18 protein-coding genes are annotated in these 19,575 nt (G+C 43.7%); 5 read left to right on the top strand and 13 right to left on the bottom strand.

Annotation, left to right across the window (positions count from 1 at the left end):
* Nucleotides 1-241 precede the first annotated feature (241 nt).
* The gene (locus tag QVE09_RS00775; RefSeq protein ID WP_315935228.1) at nucleotides 242-1,171 is read left to right on the top strand and encodes a carbohydrate deacetylase; all 930 of its coding nucleotides are present in this window, start codon (nucleotides 242-244) and stop codon (nucleotides 1,169-1,171) included.
* Between the two features lie 125 nt (nucleotides 1,172-1,296).
* Here QVE09_RS00775 and QVE09_RS00770 read toward each other — a convergent pair whose 3' ends face one another.
* Nucleotides 1,297-2,754, bottom strand: coding sequence for an alpha-L-fucosidase (locus QVE09_RS00770; RefSeq protein WP_315935227.1), 1,458 nt, complete (start codon nucleotides 2,752-2,754; stop codon nucleotides 1,297-1,299).
* 122 nt (nucleotides 2,755-2,876) lie between these two features.
* Between QVE09_RS00770 and QVE09_RS00765 the strand changes: the two genes are divergently transcribed.
* Nucleotides 2,877-3,710, top strand: coding sequence for an AraC family transcriptional regulator (locus QVE09_RS00765; RefSeq protein ID WP_315935226.1), 834 nt, complete (start codon nucleotides 2,877-2,879; stop codon nucleotides 3,708-3,710).
* Nucleotides 3,711-3,737: 27 nt separating this feature from the next.
* On the opposite strand, the gene QVE09_RS00760 is transcribed toward QVE09_RS00765, so the two are convergent.
* From QVE09_RS00760 to QVE09_RS00735, 6 genes are all read right to left on the bottom strand, one after another.
* Nucleotides 3,738-5,090, bottom strand: coding sequence for a glycoside hydrolase family 30 protein (locus QVE09_RS00760; protein WP_315935225.1), 1,353 nt, complete (start codon nucleotides 5,088-5,090; stop codon nucleotides 3,738-3,740).
* Between the two features lie 22 nt (nucleotides 5,091-5,112).
* Entirely contained in the window at nucleotides 5,113-6,756 is a 1,644-nt protein-coding gene (locus QVE09_RS00755) for a type 2 periplasmic-binding domain-containing protein (RefSeq protein ID WP_315935224.1), read from the bottom strand.
* 37 nt (nucleotides 6,757-6,793) lie between these two features.
* Nucleotides 6,794-7,681, bottom strand: a complete 888-nt coding sequence (locus QVE09_RS00750; protein ID WP_017688674.1) for a carbohydrate ABC transporter permease — start codon at nucleotides 7,679-7,681, stop codon at nucleotides 6,794-6,796.
* Between the two features lie 15 nt (nucleotides 7,682-7,696).
* On the bottom strand, nucleotides 7,697-8,647 hold the full coding sequence (locus QVE09_RS00745) for an ABC transporter permease (protein ID WP_315936067.1): 951 nt from the start codon (nucleotides 8,645-8,647) through the stop codon (nucleotides 7,697-7,699).
* A gap of 294 nt (nucleotides 8,648-8,941) precedes the next feature.
* The gene (locus QVE09_RS00740) at nucleotides 8,942-9,976 is read right to left on the bottom strand and encodes a LacI family DNA-binding transcriptional regulator (RefSeq protein ID WP_315935223.1); all 1,035 of its coding nucleotides are present in this window, start codon (nucleotides 9,974-9,976) and stop codon (nucleotides 8,942-8,944) included.
* Nucleotides 9,977-10,156: 180 nt separating this feature from the next.
* Nucleotides 10,157-10,501 carry a thioredoxin family protein gene (locus QVE09_RS00735; RefSeq protein WP_315935222.1) on the bottom strand — a complete coding sequence of 115 codons (345 nt, stop codon included), beginning with the start codon at nucleotides 10,499-10,501 and terminating at the stop codon, nucleotides 10,157-10,159.
* Between the two features lie 118 nt (nucleotides 10,502-10,619).
* On the opposite strand from QVE09_RS00735, the gene QVE09_RS00730 reads away from it, so the two are divergent.
* Entirely contained in the window at nucleotides 10,620-10,757 is a 138-nt protein-coding gene (locus QVE09_RS00730; protein WP_315935221.1) for a hypothetical protein, read from the top strand.
* A 79-nt stretch (nucleotides 10,758-10,836) separates the two neighbouring features.
* On the opposite strand, the gene QVE09_RS00725 is transcribed toward QVE09_RS00730, so the two are convergent.
* A complete protein-coding gene (locus QVE09_RS00725; protein WP_306068467.1) occupies nucleotides 10,837-11,139 on the bottom strand; it encodes a DUF3817 domain-containing protein in 303 nt (100 codons plus the stop codon).
* Between the two features lie 201 nt (nucleotides 11,140-11,340).
* On the bottom strand, nucleotides 11,341-12,309 hold the full coding sequence (locus QVE09_RS00720; protein ID WP_315935220.1) for a LacI family DNA-binding transcriptional regulator: 969 nt from the start codon (nucleotides 12,307-12,309) through the stop codon (nucleotides 11,341-11,343).
* Nucleotides 12,310-12,466: 157 nt separating this feature from the next.
* Between QVE09_RS00720 and QVE09_RS00715 the strand changes: the two genes are divergently transcribed.
* Entirely contained in the window at nucleotides 12,467-13,891 is a 1,425-nt protein-coding gene (locus tag QVE09_RS00715) for a glycoside hydrolase family 1 protein (protein WP_315935219.1), read from the top strand.
* 193 nt (nucleotides 13,892-14,084) lie between these two features.
* On the opposite strand, the gene QVE09_RS00710 is transcribed toward QVE09_RS00715, so the two are convergent.
* The 4 genes from QVE09_RS00710 to QVE09_RS00695 form a co-directional block, all read right to left on the bottom strand.
* Entirely contained in the window at nucleotides 14,085-14,687 is a 603-nt protein-coding gene (locus QVE09_RS00710; protein WP_315936066.1) for a sugar O-acetyltransferase, read from the bottom strand.
* 236 nt (nucleotides 14,688-14,923) lie between these two features.
* Nucleotides 14,924-16,087, bottom strand: a complete 1,164-nt coding sequence (locus QVE09_RS00705; RefSeq protein ID WP_315935218.1) for an MFS transporter — start codon at nucleotides 16,085-16,087, stop codon at nucleotides 14,924-14,926.
* 126 nt (nucleotides 16,088-16,213) lie between these two features.
* Complete coding sequence (locus QVE09_RS00700) at nucleotides 16,214-16,966, bottom strand: TrmB family transcriptional regulator (RefSeq protein ID WP_315935217.1); 753 nt, start codon at nucleotides 16,964-16,966, stop codon at nucleotides 16,214-16,216.
* A gap of 87 nt (nucleotides 16,967-17,053) precedes the next feature.
* A complete protein-coding gene (locus QVE09_RS00695; protein WP_483874291.1) occupies nucleotides 17,054-19,090 on the bottom strand; it encodes a catalase in 2,037 nt (678 codons plus the stop codon).
* A gap of 206 nt (nucleotides 19,091-19,296) precedes the next feature.
* Between QVE09_RS00695 and QVE09_RS00690 the strand changes: the two genes are divergently transcribed.
* Nucleotides 19,297-19,557, top strand: coding sequence for a hypothetical protein (locus tag QVE09_RS00690; protein WP_315935216.1), 261 nt, complete (start codon nucleotides 19,297-19,299; stop codon nucleotides 19,555-19,557).
* The last annotated feature ends 18 nt before the right edge of the window (nucleotides 19,558-19,575 follow it).

The raw sequence follows: 19,575 nt of genomic DNA, 5'->3' as shown, positions 1-19,575 counted from the left end.
ACGTGAATTATATTCGCTATATAACCTGAATATCTCTATCCGAAAGTGGACATACCTTTCTTACTTTTGCAGTGTTCAGACTAAATTAGACACATTTGACAAACGATGATGAGTGTTGATTTGATAAGAGCAAGATTTTTAGCAAACCTGTGCGAATGAACGATCCCCCCGTTGGTTCCTTTAATATATTAGCTAGATAATATTCGATTTTTTTCAATCCGAGGGAAGGGGATTACTGGACATGAGCAGGCAAGTAATTATTAATGCGGACGACTTTGGACTGTCGCCTGCCATTAACGAAGGGATTATCAAAGCCTATCAAGCCGGAGGAATTACGAGTACTTCGATGATGGTCAATATGCCGGGTTTTGATCATGCAGTGCAAGCTGCTCGGTCGCTACCTGAATTCGGAATCGGTTTGCATTTCAACCTCACATACGGATGCCCTGTTTCCAATCCGGGCAGCGTATCTTCTTTAGTGAAAAAAGATGGTTCTTTTCATAACGGGAATAGTGTATTTGTGCGAGATCCCGTTGATATCATCAAAGAACTCGATGCACAATGGAATAGGTTTATTGAAACATTCCAATATCCTACACATTTGGATTCCCATCACTTGTTACATCAGAACGATCCCATGATATATCAAATTATGGCGGAGAAAGCCATTCGGGAAAATGTACCTCTCCGCAAATCTCAGATCGTTCATTCCACCCCCAAAGGGCTGATCCCCCGAATGACCGAGACGATATTGTTGGATACTTATGGAGACAATGAAGGTTTACAGCGACTGCTTCATCATTTGTATACTCTGCAAGAAGGGACCACTGAAATTGTATGTCACCCCGGCTATGTGGATGACATTCTGATTGGAATTTCGGAATGGACGGACATTCGTGAGCGTGAACTTGCCGTGTTCATTAATGAGGAAATTCCTCGAACAATGCGGGCCTTGAATATTTTGCCTATAAACTACACAGCTTTGAAGAAATTACCGGAGCAACCATGTGAATTGCCTACACTTCCATCAGCATCACAACCAAATAATAAGAAAATTTCCCGTTACATCCCGCATCGTGCAGTTAAGCGTAAACGGCAGACACCTCGTTTATTCAAAAAACGAGGCACCAAGTCTCGCCTGTCAACAGCTCGAACCCGGAAACGAGTGTAAATCATTGCAGGATATAGATTATTGCTAAAAAGGTGGAGCAACCCAAAGAGCGCTATCCGATGAGTACAATACTCCTGGATGCGCCCTTTTTTTATATTAACAGTATTTAAATTTATCTTTGTTGCTTAGTCCAATTCAATTTTGAAAACAATCGGGGCATTACTCTTCACAGTTGTCGTTGTGATCGTCAGTGCGTCCGCTGTTCTCTCCCATTTCGGTTGTTCCTCGTAACCAAGTACCTGAATGCCTTGAATAACGCCTTGAAAATGATGAGAATCTTCCTTCAGCGATTTAATGTGAATTACCCCGTTATCCGGATAGGCAAGAACCGTGGCGTACAGACTACTTTCTTTTAACGTAAACCGTATATCTTCACTTGTAAATATCTTCGTGTCCCCATCCGTGAATTGCCCTTCTTTCACCTCTGTCGGACCCTCGCCAAACGTACGCCAGAATGACGTGTCATAGATCGCTTCCCCATTCACTTCCAGCCACTTGCCAATGCTCAGCAAAATGTCGCGATCTTCATCCGGTATACTGCCGTCTGCTTTGGGTCCAATATTCAGCAGTAAGTTTCCGTTTTTGCTTACAATATCGACGAGATCCCGAATGATCTCCTCAGCCGTTTTATAGTTATTATTTTCCGTGTAACACCATGAGTTTTTAGCGACAGCCGTATCTGTTTGCCAAAAATAGGGCTTGAGCTCAGCGAACTGTCCCCGCTCCACATCCGGAACGGCACTTCCAAACATATAGGCCTCATGTTTATAATTGATAGCTACAGGCACGCCCCATTCTTCACCTTTGTTATAATAATAGGCAGCAAATTTCTTGAGATAGGGTTTGAACGCAACCGTTTGAATCCACCAATCGAAATAGAAGACCTTTGGCTGATATTGATCCACCAGCTCACAGCATCGAATCAACCAGTCTTCCAGATACTCCTCGGTTGGAGGCGAACCATACAGATCATGATGATTCGGCTCAGGCATGGCAGGCCAATAGAAATCCCCACGCTCTAGAGGTTCCTTAATATCTGAATCAAACTCCTTCCCGTGAGACATGAAGAACCAGTGCTCTGCGCGGTGAGACGACACACATAAGGTCAGCCCCTGCTTCTCGTACGCAGTCTTCATCTCACCCAGAAGATCCCGTTTGGGGCCCATTTCATATGTGTTATAGTGAGAGATAGAGCTTTTATACATCTGAAACCCATCATGATGCTCAGCCACAGGCATAACATATTTGGCTCCGGCCTTTTTGAATAACGTTGCCCATTCGTCTGCATCGAACTTCTCTGCACGAAACATCGGAATGAAGTCTTTATATCCAAAGTCCTTATGGGGTCCATACACCGCAAGGTGATGTTCATAAGCTTTGTTGCCTTGTATGTACATATTTCGCGAATACCATTCGCTATCAAAGGCCGGTACAGAATATAGCCCCCAGTGGATGAATATGCCGAATTTCGCTTTTGGGTACCATTCGGGAACTTGAAATGCGCTAAGCGAAGTCCAGTTGTCCTTGAATTTACCGTTCGCAATCGTTGCTTCAATCTGTTGCAAATATTCGTTTTTGTCCATGAGATGTTCTCATCCCTTCTGTTATCGTCTGTAGTTGTATTTTAGTGCTACGGCCGAGGGATAGACATGGAGAACACTAACTTTTAGATGGACAATAATAACCTTGTATGGAGATGAAAAGTATGAATCACCAAACTTTGCTTACGAACTACCTGTCTAATCTCCAAGTCGAATTATTCATGGTCAATTACAATCGGTGCGATACGGATTGGCGGGATCTGGATTACACACCCGATTACAGCAAGTTTTATTTCATATGCGAAGGTGAAGGTTGGCTCAAGATTGGGGATAAGGAGTATTACCCTGCGCCTAATCAGCTTATTTTAATGCCAGAGGGGATCAAACAGTCCTACTCTGCCATTAATGACCGACCTTTTCTCAAATATTGGTGTCACTTTAGCGCGAAGGTTGGGGGAATTAATTTGTTCCAAATTCTGAAATTCCCACACATCTGTACGATAGATCAACCTGAGTTGATTCAAGCAATCTTCAGCAGTATCCTTACATATGCAAAATCCGATGAAGTCTATGGCCATATGATGGCTAAGAGCAAACTGACCGAGTTACTATCCCACTATCTAATGAATCTGGATCTGGATCAGATCTCTTTTATTAACGTGCCTGTCATGGAGAAACTGTCCACCATTCTGGCTTATATTGATTCCAACATCGAAGAGAATATTTCGGTTCAGGATCTGGCCCAGATCGCCTACATGCATCCGAATTATTTCATTCGATTCTTCAAGCAGCAGATCGGTGTTCCTCCGATCCTCTATATTACTGGCAAAAAAATCGATAAAGCCAAGGAGTTGCTGGCCTGCACCCCGAACACAATAACTGCCATTGCAGAGCATCTGGGATTTAGTGATTTGTACTATTTCTCCAGACAGTTCAAAAAGCATACAGGGCTTACTCCCACGGAGTACCGCAAACAAAAAACGGTACTAACAACGTAAGACGTAAGCCCTGATGCTCCGGTATGTTTACTTATTGGGATGAATTAAAATGGATGTGGCACTTTTGCTTTCCATTTGAAAACATAACAACTCTTCATTTCGCAGCTTAGTCTGCACATTCGCCGTCTGCTCCCCATCATTGAAGAGGACTAATGCTACTGAACCATCGACATTCTTAAAAGCCACAGAACAAATTCCATCATTACTGGATGTTGATTCAATCCGAACAGCCTTGGGACGGATCATAGCACTAAAATGTGCCAGGGCATAATAATCAAGTGTATACGTAAGTTCTTTTGTTTGCTGATTCACCTGGACGATACCACGACACGTACTGCGGCCAAATCCAGGAACGGTTGGCCCGTTGTTCTCATCAAGTGCCATATTCCAGAGTACAAATGACCTGCTGTAATTACGAAGAATCTGAATTCCCGTTCGTATCACATTCGAGAAGGCCTGTTCAAATGGCGGGATCCACTCTCCACCTGAACCTTCGGTGAAGTGCACTTCTTTGCCTGCAAAAGCTTCATATACCTTCGTTTGAGCAGATGCATCGCCCCCGTACCAGTGCCAGGCCACTCCGTCAACTTCCTCTCCCGCTTGTTCCAGCACAGTCAGTGGATAGTCCGGTTGATCCCAGTTGTGATCGTAACAGAGAATCTTGGTTTGAATATCATTTTTAACAAAGGCTGGTTTGAGATGGTTTTTGATAAAGTCTGCTTGTGCTTCGGCTGGCATCAACATACCAGGATAATGTCCCGGTTCATAGAGCGCCTCATTCTGTGGTGTGATGGCATGGATCGATAATCCATGCTCTGTATACGCTTGAATATATTTCACGAAATATTCGGCATAAACGGGATACCATTCAGCCTTCAATTGACCGGTAATCATTGAGCCGCTCGTTTTCATCCATCCCGGCGCACTCCATGGTGAAGCAAATAGCTTCAGTTCAGGATTCAATGCCAACGCCTTTTGCGTTAACGGAATAACGTCCTCCTCATCATGTGTAATGCTGAATTGGGTTAATTCCGGGTCCGTCTGCTTTTCTGGCATATCGTTATAACTGTATATCGTTCTCGCATAGTCCGAAGCTCCCATCGGATTTCGGATGACCGAGAGCCCAATACCTTTCTCTGGATGGAACAGCCGGGTCATAACCTCTTCCCGCTGCTCCTCACTCAAGATTTGATTAATCAGATAGGCGGAAGAATCGGTAAAAGAAGCACCAAATCCGTCCATCTTCTGATACGTTAACTGATCATCCAGAAGAATGGTCGTTGTCTCCAGATCAGGGGCAAGAGGTTGCAATTGATCCGAGGACACAGATACAAATAATTCATCTTCTCCTGTTGATTTGAACATTTTGAATGTAGTCATAGGATTCTCCTTTATATTTCTGTTATTGAATGCCTAGTTTCTCTTTGTTCAGTTTCATCTTTTCACTGCGTACCTTCACAATCTCTTCCCAACGGTTCTCACCTAAAAATGACTTGTAAGCCGCCAGTGCATTGTCATACGAGGCATCATCCTTGGACCGTACCATACTGACCAGTGTTGTATTCCATTTGGTGTTAATCGCCGACAAGGCACGAGCTTCAGGTGTACCTTGATCCGGGCTAATATTCTCCAGAATAAAGTGTGGTTTCAGCTTGCCTTTGCCCCACTCCTGCATCTGTTTAATCGCTTCCGGAAAAGCATCTGCACTGAGTGCTTTGTGGCGGTCATGACCGAAGAACATAAACTCACCCATCCGATAATCCTTTTTGAATTGATCTGCGTTATTCAGTTGCATGTCTTTCACTGCTGGCAGTAATTCTACACTACCGTCGGCTTTGGTTTGGAAGGTCTCCCCTTCGATCCCGTAATTCATGAGTGTCTGGCCTTCTTCACTCAGCAAGTATGTGAAAATCTGAATGGCCTTGGCTGGATCCTTACAATCCTTGGAAATGAAATTGATCATCCACCCGGTTATCCCGGATTGATTCAATGTTGGTGCATTGCCTTTGGTGCTCTGCGGTCCATCGATAGCAACATATTCTTTACCTGGATTGGCACTCATGTAGATTTGCAGGTTTCCTCCTTGTTGAGGTGTACCGTCAAGCAGCATGGTCGCATATTTACCGGACTTTACTTTTTCCTCAAAAGCCGTACCATCATCGGCAAAACTGTCATCACTGATATTGCCATCTCTGTACACGGTGTTCAATGTCTTCAACCACGTGAGGTAATCTTCATCCAGATTACGATCATAGAATTCTCCCGATTCAGTCTCCAGCGGAACGCCGATGAAATCCTGCAATGTATCCCCGAGTGAACCTGTTCCTTCACCAATGGAGTTGAATCCAAACGGAATCAGCGCAGGGAACTCTTGCTTAATTCGTTTCATCACACTCTGGAATTCTTCTGGCGTTCCAATGACCGGACTACCCAAAGCTTCGTACACATCCTTACGAATGATAAATGCCGTTTTGGCAGGAATGTTACCGCTATCATAATCCTCCTGTGTATTAGAATAGTTCGGGTAACCATAGGTTTTGCCATCCGCCAATTGGAACCAGTTCAATGTATCGGCCGCCGCAACTTTATTAAAGTAAGGATCATATTTTTCCGCCAGATCGTTCAGCGGCATAGCCCAGGTTGCAGCTTTTTGTACCACAGGAGAATTGGAGTCAAATACAGTCAGCAAGTCAGGCATATCTCCACCAGCGAAAAAAGTGTTTAACTTGGTATCATCACCCGTGATGAATTTAATATTGATGTTCAGATCCTCTTTGATTTTCTTGGTAACAATATCCTTGCCAAAATCAGTGTTCCACCAGTCAGCATTGACGTACCACGTCAGGTCTGTAGCCTCTTCCTTTTTATCCAACTGCCAAGCCGGCTTTTCCGGGTCAGCCGTATAACGATCTTCAATGGATACCCAGTTTCCTTCACTGGAGCCCCCAGACCCACCGCTGCAACCTGTAATCATAACTACGGCTGTGAGCAGTGTTGCGAGCAATTTAATCCCTTTTTTGCCTGATGCCTTGTTCAACTTCAACATGTTTTTGTTCCTCCTCAAAATGGGGTATTTAGTTCTCCTATTCTTTGACCGCACCCAGCATCATTCCCGAGATAAAATATCTCTGAACGATGGGATAGATCAGCACGATTGGTAGCGTAGTAATGACAATGGTGGCCAACTGCACGCCTTTGGTCGTTGTTTCAATGACAGCCGAACCCCCGACATTTTGCATGGATTGGGTCTGGGACTGAACGATAATCTCATACAGCATCATCTGAAGTGGATACAGCGACTGATCGGTAATGTATAACTTGGTTGTCATGAAGTCGTTCCATTGCCCTACCCCATTAAATAGCGCAATTGTGGCCATGGCAGGCATGGAGAGTGGAATGAAGATTTTCAGGAAAATATGCCAATCCCCTGCGCCGTCAATCTTGGCCGATTCTTCCAGCGAATCCGGGACATTTCGGAAGAAATTCATCAGAATTACGACATCATAGAAGCTGAATAACGCTGGGATAATGTACACCCAGAAGCTGTTAAGCAAGCCAAGTGATTTGATTAACAGATACGTCGGGATCATGCCGCCCGAGAAGAACATTGTAATAACACCCATGGCAACGTATAATTTACGGCCTCTTATGTACTTTTTGCTCAGACCGTAACCAACCATGGCACAGAAGAACACATGTGTTACAACACCGATCGTTGTTTTGGACACCGATATGAAGAAGGCCTGCCAGATGCCCTGATCATTGAATACCGCTCTGTAATTCTCCAGCGAGAATTCCGGTGACCAGAAGATGAATCCACCTTCCGCCAACGCTTTGCCGGAGCTAAAGGAAGAGATGATGACATTCCAGAGCGGAACCAGAATAACGATCGTACAGATGATTAACAAAATCATGTTTAAGGTATCAAAGATCCGACTATCGAGATCTTCTTTTGCCACCTTTCCATTCACGCGGGATGCCTCCTTCTACAACACAGATTGATTATCGTTTAATTTGCTTGTGATTTTGTTTGCCGTGACGAGTAGAATAACAGAGATGATTGAGACACCCAAGCCAACGGCCGTTGCATATGAAAAGTCACCCTGAGACATCCCCATACGATAGACGTATGAATTGATGACTTCCGCTTTGTCGCGGTTTTGGGAGTTCATGAGAACCAGTGTCTGATCCAGATTCGACCCTAATAAACCGCTTACAGTTAAAATCAGATTTAAGCTGATGATTGATCTCATATTAGGTAATGTGATATTCCAGATCTGTCTGAGACGGCTTGCACCATCGATCTTGGCAGCTTCATAATACGTTGGATCAATCTTTGCCATGATCGCCAGATACAGAATCGTTCCCCAGCCTGCTTCTTTCCAAATGTCCGATAAGGTAGCAATCCACCAATACTTGCCTGCATCCAGCAAAATGTTCTGCGGTTGCGATATCACTCCCAGGCTAAGTAACAACTGATTAAATAAGCCCGTTGTCGAAAACCAGGTAATCAGCATTCCCCCAAGTACGATCCAGGACAAAAAATGGGGTAAATATGAAACCGTTTGCACAAACTTCTTGAAGCGTCCGCTGTTTAACTCATAGATCATGATGGCGAGAATGATCGGAATGACAAACCCGATACCCAGTTTCAAAAAACTGATCCCCAGCGTATTCACGACCGCATCCCAGAAGTATTTGTCTGATAAAATGATTCTGAAATTATCCAGCCCTACCCAAGGAGCGGTAGCCAGCGTATCAATGACCGTGTAATTTTTGAAGGCAATGGTCAAACCGTAAATCGGGATATAACAGAAAATAATCATAAAAATAATGCCAGGGATAATCATCGATTGAATCTCCCACTGTCTCCGATAATCAACTATGAACTCTTTGATCCGTTGTCCGATAGGCTTCTTGCCATTGGGATTGATCATATTTTTAGCGGTTGATGTCTCTACGGCTAATTTATCCACGTTTTTTTACTCCCCTCCATTTTGTATTGATTATAAAAACGTTTTTATTTTTCGCCATAAAAACCCCCTTGCTCACATCTATATAGGTTTAACTATAATTTTTACACAAGAACGAAGAGGACAGAAACAACCAGAAGAAGCGAAGTGTTCGCCCTTATCCCTGGATTTTCTCCTTGGTATAAGGAATTCAAAAAAATCTGGGGATAACAGCGATCGGAAGGTTGTTCTGTCATCGGAGTGGCAGTGTAAATCTTTTCAGTCGAACATATTTGTACGATATTCTTTCCGGTCGATCTTCACATGACTTGAACCTCTAACCACAAGTTCACCCGCCAATTTTTGCGCAGCCCCTTGTTCTTTCTCCTTGATCATACCCACCAGTTGATTGATTGCCAGGATACCCTGTCTTGCAATTTGATTTCTTACCGTTGTGAGCGGTGGAGAAAAATACTGTGCGATATCAATATCATCGAAACCCACGACACTAACATCTTGAGGTACTTCAAAGCCCTCAGACTTCAACGCATGCATACAGCCAATTGCACTCAAGTCATTCCCTGCAAGAAATGCATCAGGCCGCTTGCCGGGGTGCAAATGAAGAAAAGATTTTATCGCACTATACGTGCTCTCCTCCTCAAAATATCCTTGTATAATGTAATCTTCATCGATTGGAAGCTGGTACTCCCGCAAAGCAGCCAGATAGCCATCCCTACGCTGTACACTGTCAAACATCGTGTCCACACCCGAAATATAAGCAATTTTCTTGTGCCCCAGCCCAATTAAATACTTGGTTGCTTCGTAAGCCGCCACGTACGAGTCAAAAATGACACTTCCCATCGTATCGCTCTGATAGACCCGATCCAGAAAAACCGCCTTGATCTTGTCTTTCTCCATGGCGATAATATCTTGCTCATCGATCCGAAGCTCTTCGTAGATAATGACACCATCCACTCGCCGCCCCAGAATATTACTCATAATAACGTGTTTATCCTTGGTCACAAATACATTCAAACCATACCCAAGACGATCACATTCACGAGACATTGACTCAACCAGCTTATAGAAATACGGACCCGATACACTTGTAGTGAAAAAACCGAGCATTTTGGTTTGACCGGACTTCAACAGCTTGCCATTCAGATTGGGCACATAATTTAAACGTTCTGCCACCTTGAGAACATGTGATTTTGTTTCCGGGTTCAAGACATCTACACCATTCAAGGCGTTGGAGACTGTAGATATGGATACACCCGCTTCCCTTGCAACATCTTTAATCGTTATCTTTGCCATAAGTTTTGTTCCTTTACTATAAAAACGTTTTTATAATGTTTAAATTATCATAAAACCGTTTTCATGGCAACACTTTAATTTGAGAGTTCAGGCATCATGCACTTTATTCATAGCTATATGCCACTGCTGGCGCAAAAAAACGGCTCATGTATGAGCCGCCGTTCAAGAAGCTTTAGCTTTCTATTCCTCATCCTGGATATACATGGAGTAAATCTGTTGCAGCTGCTCTTCCAGACGTTCCAAGCGAACAAAACGATCCGCTCGAATGTACTCCTTCTGCTCCACAAGCATGATCATGGTCGGAACAGTAAAAATAAGAAACTTGGAAGCAACCTCTTCCACTTCGTTAGCATTTATGTGAGCCAGATATATTGATGGGTAAGGTTCAAGCAACGCCCTGATCTTGGGGAGTAAAGCGTGACACACGCTGCACTCTGGACGAGATACATACAAAAAAACCAATTCATGTTGTTGAATAGCCTCTTCAACCATTTCTATGGATGTTAACTCATGAATGTCCTTCACAGAAGCTCAACCCTTTCAGTCATTTATGTCTCGTTCATCCAAATATTCTCTTTTCAAACATAGCCTGTTTGCGTTAGAATGATATGGAATATAATCCCATGTGAAAAGAGGTTATTGTATGAAAAAATCATTTATTTTTCTGTTCACTGCCCTGGTTGTTGTAACTTCCTTCTCGGCGTACGCACCTGTGTCGAATGCCTCTGGTGATATTGGAGTCAGCTTATTGTCCGATCGTCAACAAGGTACAGTTAAGTAGTAATTGTCCAGAAAGTAGCAGGCGACCATTCGGATAACATCTGAATTAGTCGCCTGCTTTCATTTATTCTTATTGATTTTTATTTCCAATCTCTCTTCCGAAGATAAGATTCAAATACAAAAGTTCCAAACGGCAATAGACCTGCCAGTCCACCCATCAGCCAACGCGTTATCTTCCACTTTTTGACCAGAGCCAAATGCACTAGCGCAATAAGGTACAAAGGAAACAAAATACCATGAATCATGCCCATTACGGCTACAGCGGAAGAGATATCTGCAAAATATTTCAGAGGCATAGCAATAAAAATCAATAGAAGTAAGGATACGCCCTCCCATATGCCCGCAATTCTGAATCGGCCTGTCACTGTTTTCATAAAGTCCATTCTCACCTTTCCCGCTAATCGTTTGTGAAATATGTAACTTGTAACATGATACAAACACCTCACGCCACATCTCCGTACAGATATGTCGTTCTGAAGCTCATACTCAGTATAACGTATGACTCCGATTCGAAGATGCTTCAAATTTGAATAATTATTGAATCCATAAAACCAAACCAGATTCCCACATCAGATCTTACGGATTCAAGTCGTCTCACGCTCAATCAGCTGGTATGTCAGCCGCTCTGTCTTCAACTCTGTTTTACCCAATACGGCCCACAATTGATGGAAAGCCTGGGTGGCTTGCTCCGCAATCGGATTGTGTATGGTCGTGATCCCGAGGACACGGGAAAGCTCGATATCATCAAACCCCACAATGGCGAGTTGTTCCGGTACCTGAATATTTCGTCTGCGTGCTTCACTCAAAATGCCGATAGCTGCATAATCATTCGAACATAGTACAGCTTGTGGAAGTTCTGGTCCCTCTGCCATTCTTCGCATCGCTTCTTCGCCATCGGAGGAGCTGAATACGGAATATTGATACGCTTCAGTCCATACAGGCATACCTCTACTTTTCATGAAAGATTCATAGGCTTTACGGCGGCTCTGGGTATTCAAACTTTCAGCCCTGCCAAATGCATTCGCAATCCGGGTGTATCCTCTCGAAACCAGATGCTCCAGAGCTAACTTATACCCTTCTGCCTGATCCATCGCAACAGACGGAATCTCGTCATTCCCCATTCGCTGCCAGGAGACAATCGGACCGTACTCCATATAAGCCTTTAATTTCCGAGGATCATTGACACAAGCAATAATAACTAGCCCATCGACTCGTTTACTGCGCAGATCTTCGAACGCCTGCAATTCAATCTCCGGATCTCCACGGGATGTATAGATAATCGTCTGAAATCCAAAATCCATCGCTGTATCAATGAATTGATTCATGAAGGTAAGAATGATCTCACCTGTGGTAGAGGTCACAATTCCAATCTGCTTTGTTTGCCCCGTAGATAACGATACCGCATTCCGGTTGGGAATATAATTCAACTGTTTCATAATATCCGTTATGATCTGTCTTGTTTCATCACTAACATGCGGAGAATGATTAATCACGCGTGACACTGTCGCTTTTGAGTAACCGGACCGCTTCATAATTTCATCAAACTTGGACATCGGAGACTCCCTTCTTGCTAACGAACTATAGAATAATAGTATGCATCAAATCTGGGTCAAAAGTAAAACTTGACGTGTAACCCGTTACAACGTTTAAGCTTTTTTTATGTCATATATGAATCATCTTAAAATCAATTTGATGAATGGAGCGATACACATGAGTAATCAAACCTATCAATTCCCTGAAAATTTCCTGTGGGGTGGCGCAATTGCAGCCAACCAGGCTGAAGGTGCATACAATCAAGGTGGCAAAGGATTATCTACACAGGATGTAGCTCCCAAAGGCATCATGGGGCCAATCACGGAAGAACCAACTGAAGATAACATGAAACTGATCGGTATCGATCTGTATCATCGCTACAAGGAAGATGTGAAACTGTTTGCAGAAATGGGCTTCAAAGTATTCCGTACTTCCATCGCCTGGTCTCGTATTTTCCCAAAAGGGGACGAACTGGAACCAAATGAAGAAGGTCTGCAATTCTACGATGATCTGTTTGACGAGTGTCACAAATACGGGATCGAACCACTGGTTACGCTATCCCACTATGAGACACCTCTTCACCTGTCCAAGGAATATGACGGCTGGGTCAACCGAAAAATGGTTGGATTCTATGAGCGTTATGTAACCTCTGTTTTCAATCGTTACAAAAACAAAGTAAAATACTGGCTTACTTTTAACGAAATCAATTCGATTCTCGAAGCACCATTCATGAGCGGTGGCATCTATACGCCGAAGGAAAAGCTTAGCAAGCAAGATCTGTATCAGGCGATCCATCATGAGTTTGTAGCTAGTGCTTCCGCTGTGAAACTCTGTCATGAGATTATTCCTACAGCACAAATTGGTTGTATGATGCTCAGTATGCCTACCTACCCGCTGACCCCAAATCCAGACGATATGATTAAAGTCATGGAATTCGAACATAGCAACTATTTCTTCGGTGATGTACACGTAAGAGGTCGCTACCCTGGTTATATGAAACGTTACTTCCGGGAAAATGGAATTGAGATTCAGATGGAAGTTGGCGACGAGGAAATGTTGCTTAATACGGTAGACTTTATCTCTTTCAGTTATTACATGAGTATCTGTCAGACAGCAGACCCGGAGAAACAAATCGCAGGTGAAGGTAACCTGCTCGGGGGTGTACCTAACCCTTATCTACCAGCAAGTGAATGGGGATGGCAGATTGACCCGCAAGGATTGCGTTATGTGCTTAACATGTTCTATGACCGTTATCAAAAACCACTGTTTATTGTAGAGAATGGCCTTGGCGCTGTTGATGAATTGATCACGGGTGCTGACGGCGAGAAAACAGTTGAAGACGACTACCGAATCCAGTATCTGAATGATCATCTGGTTCAGGTTGGTGAAGCCGTTAAAGATGGCGTTGAAATTATGGGTTATACATCATGGGGTTGTATTGATGTGGTCAGTGCGTCCTCTGCCCAATTGAAAAAACGTTACGGCTATATCTATGTAGACCGTCATGACGATGGATCAGGAACACTCGAACGTTACCGTAAGAAATCCTTCCACTGGTACAAAGAAGTGATCAGCAGTAACGGGAAAAGTTTGCAGCGTTAAGGTTTTTTAAGCAAATGTAACAGATAGATCCTTCTATCCCCCAGACAAATCACATGAAAAAGTGTCGGTTATACGATACCTTGACATGTTTTCTGTCTGGGGATTTTATTTTTATTTTCAAAAAATAACATCCGATGATACACATCGGGTATTCTCATTAGCTACGATCAACTTGTTCACTATTTATTCTTCACTATGCGTTCTTCACTACATCTCTGCTGTACTTTGTTTTGTCTTCTTCCGTTATCTTGCGAATGACCCTGCAAGGATTACCCGCAGCAATTACACCAGATGGTATACTCTTGGTCACTACGCTCCCTGCTCCGATGATCGTATTATCTCCAATCGTCACTCCGGCAAGAACCGTCACTCCGCCACCGATCCACACATTATTGCCCACCGTGATGGGTCCAACGATCTCCAGCCCCTCATTGCGCTGCTCAACATCATAAGGGTGGCCTGCAGTATAAAATCCGCAATTGGGAGCAACAAAAACGTTATCACCAAAACTAATTTTGCCTCCATCCAACATGACAATATTATGATTGCTATAGAAGTTCTCACCAATTTCAATATTATAGCCGTAATCACATACAAATGGCTGTTCAATCAGGAAACGATCGGTCGTTTTCCCGAGCAGTTTCTTAATTAACGCTTCTCTTTCACTGATTTTGCCTGGATGGAGCTGGTTATAATCGTAACAAAGTCCTTTGGCATACAAACGCTCTTCAATTAACTCTTGATCATAATTGGCATTATATAAGAGCCCTAATTGAGATTTCTCTTTTTCAGTCATCATTTCCTGGCACTCCCCATCTTCTATCTATAAATAAGTTAAAGCTCACTCTCTCTAAAAACACTTTTTAAAACTCTTTTAATTATATAGATTACGATGAATAAAGCAAGTTCTGCTCTATATAAAAAAGGTTTATTTTACTGACGCGTACTCTAGCTTAACAACAATAAAAAAACCTCCACACCCATTAGACTATGGGAATGCAGAGGTTCAAGCTTTTGTCTAATTTCTTTATTCTAAGCAACCGCCTGAACGGTTTTTTCCTTAACGCTAATGGCGTAGATGGCAGACACCAAACCAAGCAGAATCAGCACAGAACCAACCCATCCGGTGTTCAGAATCGATGAGTGATCGATCACCATGCCGCCGATATAGGTACCGAGTGCAATACCTGCATGGGCAATACCTGAATTGGTGCTGATTAACGTCTCTGCTGTTTCCGGCGAAGTTTTGATAATCAGACTATTCTGTACAGGCGTAACCGTCCAGCTCAGTGCACTCCAGATGCTTAATAGCAGCAAGAAGGCTATCAAAGGCAATTGAACACTGAACGGAATGACAGCCATACTTACGATAAAGGGAATAAGCACAATGACAATGGCTTTAGCAGGGTGCAGACGATCGGATAACATGCCACCTATGCCTCCACCTGCGACAGCGGCGATCCCAAACATCATATAGATAAAGGTAACCATCGTCGCGCTGGCACCCAGCGTTTCTTGCAGAAACGGTGTGAAATACGCATATAACGTCAAATGACCCGCGAGAACAAGTAAAGTCGTAGCATGGATTGCCAACATTTTTGGATTCCACAGAGCCGTAAGCTGTTTTTTCAGGGATACAGCAGGAATAGGCTGCACTCGGTCCATCGCAATCCAAATGGCTACCATTACCACTGCTGTGAGAATAGCGATCAACATAAACACCTCACGCCAGCCTGCCAAGTTGCCTACAAAGATACCAAGGGGTACACCCAGGATAAGTGATGCACTTCCTCCCATGGTAATGGTCCCCACTGCGCGTCCTTTATACTGTGGTTCCACAATGCGCGCTGCAAGGGTCAGGGAGAGCACAAAAATAAGTGAACCTGTTGCGGCTCCGAGGGCTCTACCCGCCATCAGCATATAAAAGCTGGTACTGAATGCAGAGATCAGATTACTGATCAGAAATACAAACAGCGTACACATATATACTTTTTTACGCTCGAATCTGGCCGTCATATTTAATAAAATCGGTGCAGACAACGCATAGACAAGTGAGAAAATAGAGATTAAATACCCGGCTTTCGCCAGGGAAAGTTGAAGATCCGTAGCAATCAGGTCCAGAATTCCGCCCAAGATCAGTTCAACGGTTCCGACCACAAATGCTGCGATAGCAAGCACATATACTTTCTTATTCATTTTTGAATCCTCCTCAAAAGTTACAACTACGATAGTAACCCATAAGAGTGGAAGTTTCAATAGTTATTTTCATAATTATTTTCAAACAAAGATATAACAAAAAAACTATTCTCCAAGAGAATAGTTTTAATAGATCAATCTGGTGAGCAGTTTCTCAATTTCAGCATCCTGTAACAGTTGGTCACCGTATTTTTTCGTAATTTGAGTAAGCGCAACATCATGGTAGAAATAATCAGTCATCGCTTTAACAATCGGTTTGGACATCGTCTTGATAGCTCGCCATGAATCATGCTCCACACCGGCAAATAGCAGATACGCATGATCTACAATAAGCAGTTGTGAAGGTTCTGGCGCATCAAGCAAAGGAATCAACGAGTATATCCGGTTTAAGGATGTCTCCATTCCCCCAACGGCAAGCACTTCAATGTACACGCCCTGCTTTTCCTTCTGTTCCAGCAGTTCACGATATTTCTCCATTCGCTCATTCCAGGCCAGAAAAAGAATCGATGAATCTGCTTCCTCGATAAGCTGTTCGATATTCGATGCGATGGAAGACTCATCTTTTAACGTCCAGATATGCTCATCCGTAAATGTACGTTTGATTTTGTAACTCTTCAATTCCTCAATATCTTTCTCAAAATCAGCCTTGATCTTATGAATAATAGACTGAAGATCCACAGCCATATATAGTTTTTTCTTCCCATCCATCGTTGTCAGCACCGTTCCCTTGTCGATCAGGCGATTAAGTACTTCATAGATTTTGGCTTTGGGAACGTTGGAGTAATTAACAATCGACGTGGCATCAAGCGGTTCATCCTGGGCAAATATAGCCTCGTATACCTGACTTTCATATTGTGTAAACCCGAATTTCTGCAACATGGTTTGGATCGGCGCATCCCTTCTTAGTGTGTCTGGTCTATCTAGTTTAGACGCATGAACTTCCCATGTCCAGTTTATCCCACGTGGCTACGTCCGATCCCAAAAGCGCTGCTGGGTCATCGCTTGAATGAATTGCTCTGCAAACGCCGCAGGCTGCTGTTCCACAATGACGCCAGGTTTGCCTATAATGCCGACCGGCTGGATCACTGCCGCTCCCGTCGGTGTAGTACCGATCGGTTTGAAATGATTGTACGTTTCGATGGCATAGGATCGGGTGTATTTCTGAACATAATCGTTTTTCTGCTGTCCTCCAACAATGAACAGACCATCATATACCAAGGGCGAGCCAGTCAAAAAGCTGTCGTCCACCTTGAGCTCCACATTCCCTGTTCCACGCACCACACCCTGTCTTTCATGTACAATGACCGGTTGAAGTCCTGCTCCCTTAAGCTCTTCCAAAATGTATTGTGTGCTCGGGCCATCGAATCCTTCCCCAACAATCACTCCTACACGCAATGTCTTGGGAGAAAACACCGTATTTGCCATGCTGAGCGCAGGAGATGACTTCGTCACTGGAGATTCTGGGACGTTAGGTACATTGACTCCGAGTTCCACGGCCAGAATGGTCGCCAACTCTGTGCTGATATGACCCAACATATTGACAACCTGCTGACGGATGGAAACATCCTTTACCTTCCCAAGTTCAAACGTGAGTGCTTGAATGATATGGCTTCTCTCCAAGCCTGTCACGCTATTCCAGAATAGACGTGCCTGTGAGAAGTGATCCAGGAAGCTGGGTGCCGTTTTCCGTTCTTTAAGACCTTGCACCGGGGAAGGGTATGTCACAAATCCCCCTTTTGTTCCCGGCACAGTATAAGGTGAGTTATTGGCAAGCGAATTGTCATGATAAGCGACTCTCCCCTGATCAATCGTAAATCGGGAAGCCCCATCCCGCTGGTTGTTATGTACAGGGCATACCGGACGATTGATCGGCAGTTCCTGATAATTCGTGCCCACCCTCGCCAATTGAGTATCCGTGTAAGAAAATAGTCTCCCTTGAAGCAACGGATCATTGCTAAAGTCAATGCCACGTACGATGTTCCCTGGATGGAAAGCAACTTGTTCCGTTTCAGCAAATACATTTTCGACATTGCGGTTAATCGTCATTTTGCCAATGATTCGCACCGGAATGTCTTCTTCAGGCCATAATTTCGTTGCATCCAAAATATCAAAATCAAACTTGAATTCATCCGCTTCCTCCAAAACTTGTATTCCGAGTTCAAACTCCGCAAAATTGCCAGCATTGATGTTCTCCCACAGATCCCTGCGATGAAAGTCCGGATCAGCACCTCCCAGCTTTTGAGCTTCATCCCACACAAAAGAATGCATACCAAGTACGGGCCTCCAATGGAATTTCACGAACCTGGATTTACCTTCTTTGTTCACCAGCCGGAAGGTATGTACTCCAAATCCCTGCATCATTCGAAAACTCCGGGGTATCGTGCGATCCGACATAATCCACATGACCATAGCGGCTGACTCCTGGTTATTCGCAATGAAATCCCAGAAGGTGTCGTGAGCAGTAGAGCCCTGTGGAATTTCATTGTTAGGTTCCGGCTTTACCGCATGAATCAAATCCGGGAACTTAACTCCGTCCTGAATGAAAAAAACAGGTATATTGTTGCCAACCAAGTCAAAATTGCCTTCCTCGGTATAAAACTTCACGGCGAACCCACGTACATCCCGATTCGTCTCGTTAACCCCTTTGGAACCGGCAACTTCGGAAAAACGAACAAACAGCGGTGTTTTCACACCTGGATTCTGAAGAAAATGAGCCATCGTTAATTCTTCAAGTGATTCATATAACTCAAATTCACCGTAAGCTCCATATCCGCGGGCATGCACAACTCTCTCCGGGATGCGTTCCCGATCAAAGTGAGACAGTTTCTCACGCATCAGAAAATCTTCAAGCAGCGTGGGTCCGCGATCCCCCGCTTTTAGCGAGTTGCTGTCATCTGATATTTTAACCCCTTCGTTGGAAGACATCTCTTTGCCATTATTATCCCGTAGAAAGGTATTTCTTTGCTCAATCTTTTTATTCTCATCCATAGGTTCCTTGCTCATCCCAATCACCTCCAGAATATATGTATGGGATTGAAAATGCATTTATGAGTATCTGTTATACCTATGAATTGATGTGAATTCCACAGGTACTAGATATAAATGGAAGGTGTTATCCCCATTTATTGCTCATGACGTCTTTTGTCTAGCACCTTCTACTTCACATTGTCATTTACTATAAAGAATCTAATAGAAAAGAGATGATTAGTATGGCTCGTGTCAATGCTGTTCCGCAACCAGATCTGGTATTAATCTATTGGTCAAGAAATCCGCTCGTTCCTGGTTCAGCGCGCAGAATCCAGAGTGTGCGTGTGATTGGCAACACGGCTCCGTGTACATTCACACTGGTTCCCGGCGCATTATTGATTAATGCATTAAACTGTTTGCTGGACAATGATATTGGATTCAAAGTGGTCTACCGCCATAAAACCTCAGCAATCAGTGGCGTTTTGTTATTAAAACGCAAATAATCAGACCCCAAAAAAATG

The sequence above is a fragment of the Paenibacillus sp. ClWae2A genome (assembly GCF_032452295.1).
GTDB lineage: Bacteria > Bacillota > Bacilli > Paenibacillales > Paenibacillaceae > Paenibacillus.
The sequence above is the reverse complement of the archived record's forward strand: the minus strand, read 5'-3'. Positions and strand labels throughout refer to the sequence as shown.

Bases quoted from the DNA above. Each gene is read 5' to 3' on its own strand.
- QVE09_RS00775 (WP_315935228.1), top strand. From the start codon at position 242: ATGAGCAGGCAAGTAATTATTAATGCGGACGACTTTGGACTGTCGCCT.
- QVE09_RS00770 (WP_315935227.1), bottom strand. From the start codon at position 2,754: ATGGACAAAAACGAATATTTGCAACAGATTGAAGCAACGATTGCGAAC.
- QVE09_RS00765 (WP_315935226.1), top strand. From the start codon at position 2,877: ATGAATCACCAAACTTTGCTTACGAACTACCTGTCTAATCTCCAAGTC.
- QVE09_RS00760 (WP_315935225.1), bottom strand. From the start codon at position 5,090: ATGACTACATTCAAAATGTTCAAATCAACAGGAGAAGATGAATTATTT.
- QVE09_RS00755 (WP_315935224.1), bottom strand. From the start codon at position 6,756: ATGTTGAAGTTGAACAAGGCATCAGGCAAAAAAGGGATTAAATTGCTC.
- QVE09_RS00745 (WP_315936067.1), bottom strand. From the start codon at position 8,647: ATGATCAATCCCAATGGCAAGAAGCCTATCGGACAACGGATCAAAGAG.
- QVE09_RS00740 (WP_315935223.1), bottom strand. From the start codon at position 9,976: ATGGCAAAGATAACGATTAAAGATGTTGCAAGGGAAGCGGGTGTATCC.
- QVE09_RS00730 (WP_315935221.1), top strand. From the start codon at position 10,620: ATGAAAAAATCATTTATTTTTCTGTTCACTGCCCTGGTTGTTGTAACT.
- QVE09_RS00725 (WP_306068467.1), bottom strand. From the start codon at position 11,139: ATGGACTTTATGAAAACAGTGACAGGCCGATTCAGAATTGCGGGCATA.
- QVE09_RS00720 (WP_315935220.1), bottom strand. From the start codon at position 12,309: ATGTCCAAGTTTGATGAAATTATGAAGCGGTCCGGTTACTCAAAAGCG.
- QVE09_RS00715 (WP_315935219.1), top strand. From the start codon at position 12,467: ATGAGTAATCAAACCTATCAATTCCCTGAAAATTTCCTGTGGGGTGGC.
- QVE09_RS00710 (WP_315936066.1), bottom strand. From the start codon at position 14,687: ATGACTGAAAAAGAGAAATCTCAATTAGGGCTCTTATATAATGCCAAT.
- QVE09_RS00705 (WP_315935218.1), bottom strand. From the start codon at position 16,087: ATGAATAAGAAAGTATATGTGCTTGCTATCGCAGCATTTGTGGTCGGA.
- QVE09_RS00700 (WP_315935217.1), bottom strand. From the start codon at position 16,966: ATGTTGCAGAAATTCGGGTTTACACAATATGAAAGTCAGGTATACGAG.
- QVE09_RS00695 (WP_483874291.1), bottom strand. From the start codon at position 19,090: ATGAGCAAGGAACCTATGGATGAGAATAAAAAGATTGAGCAAAGAAAT.
- QVE09_RS00690 (WP_315935216.1), top strand. From the start codon at position 19,297: ATGGCTCGTGTCAATGCTGTTCCGCAACCAGATCTGGTATTAATCTAT.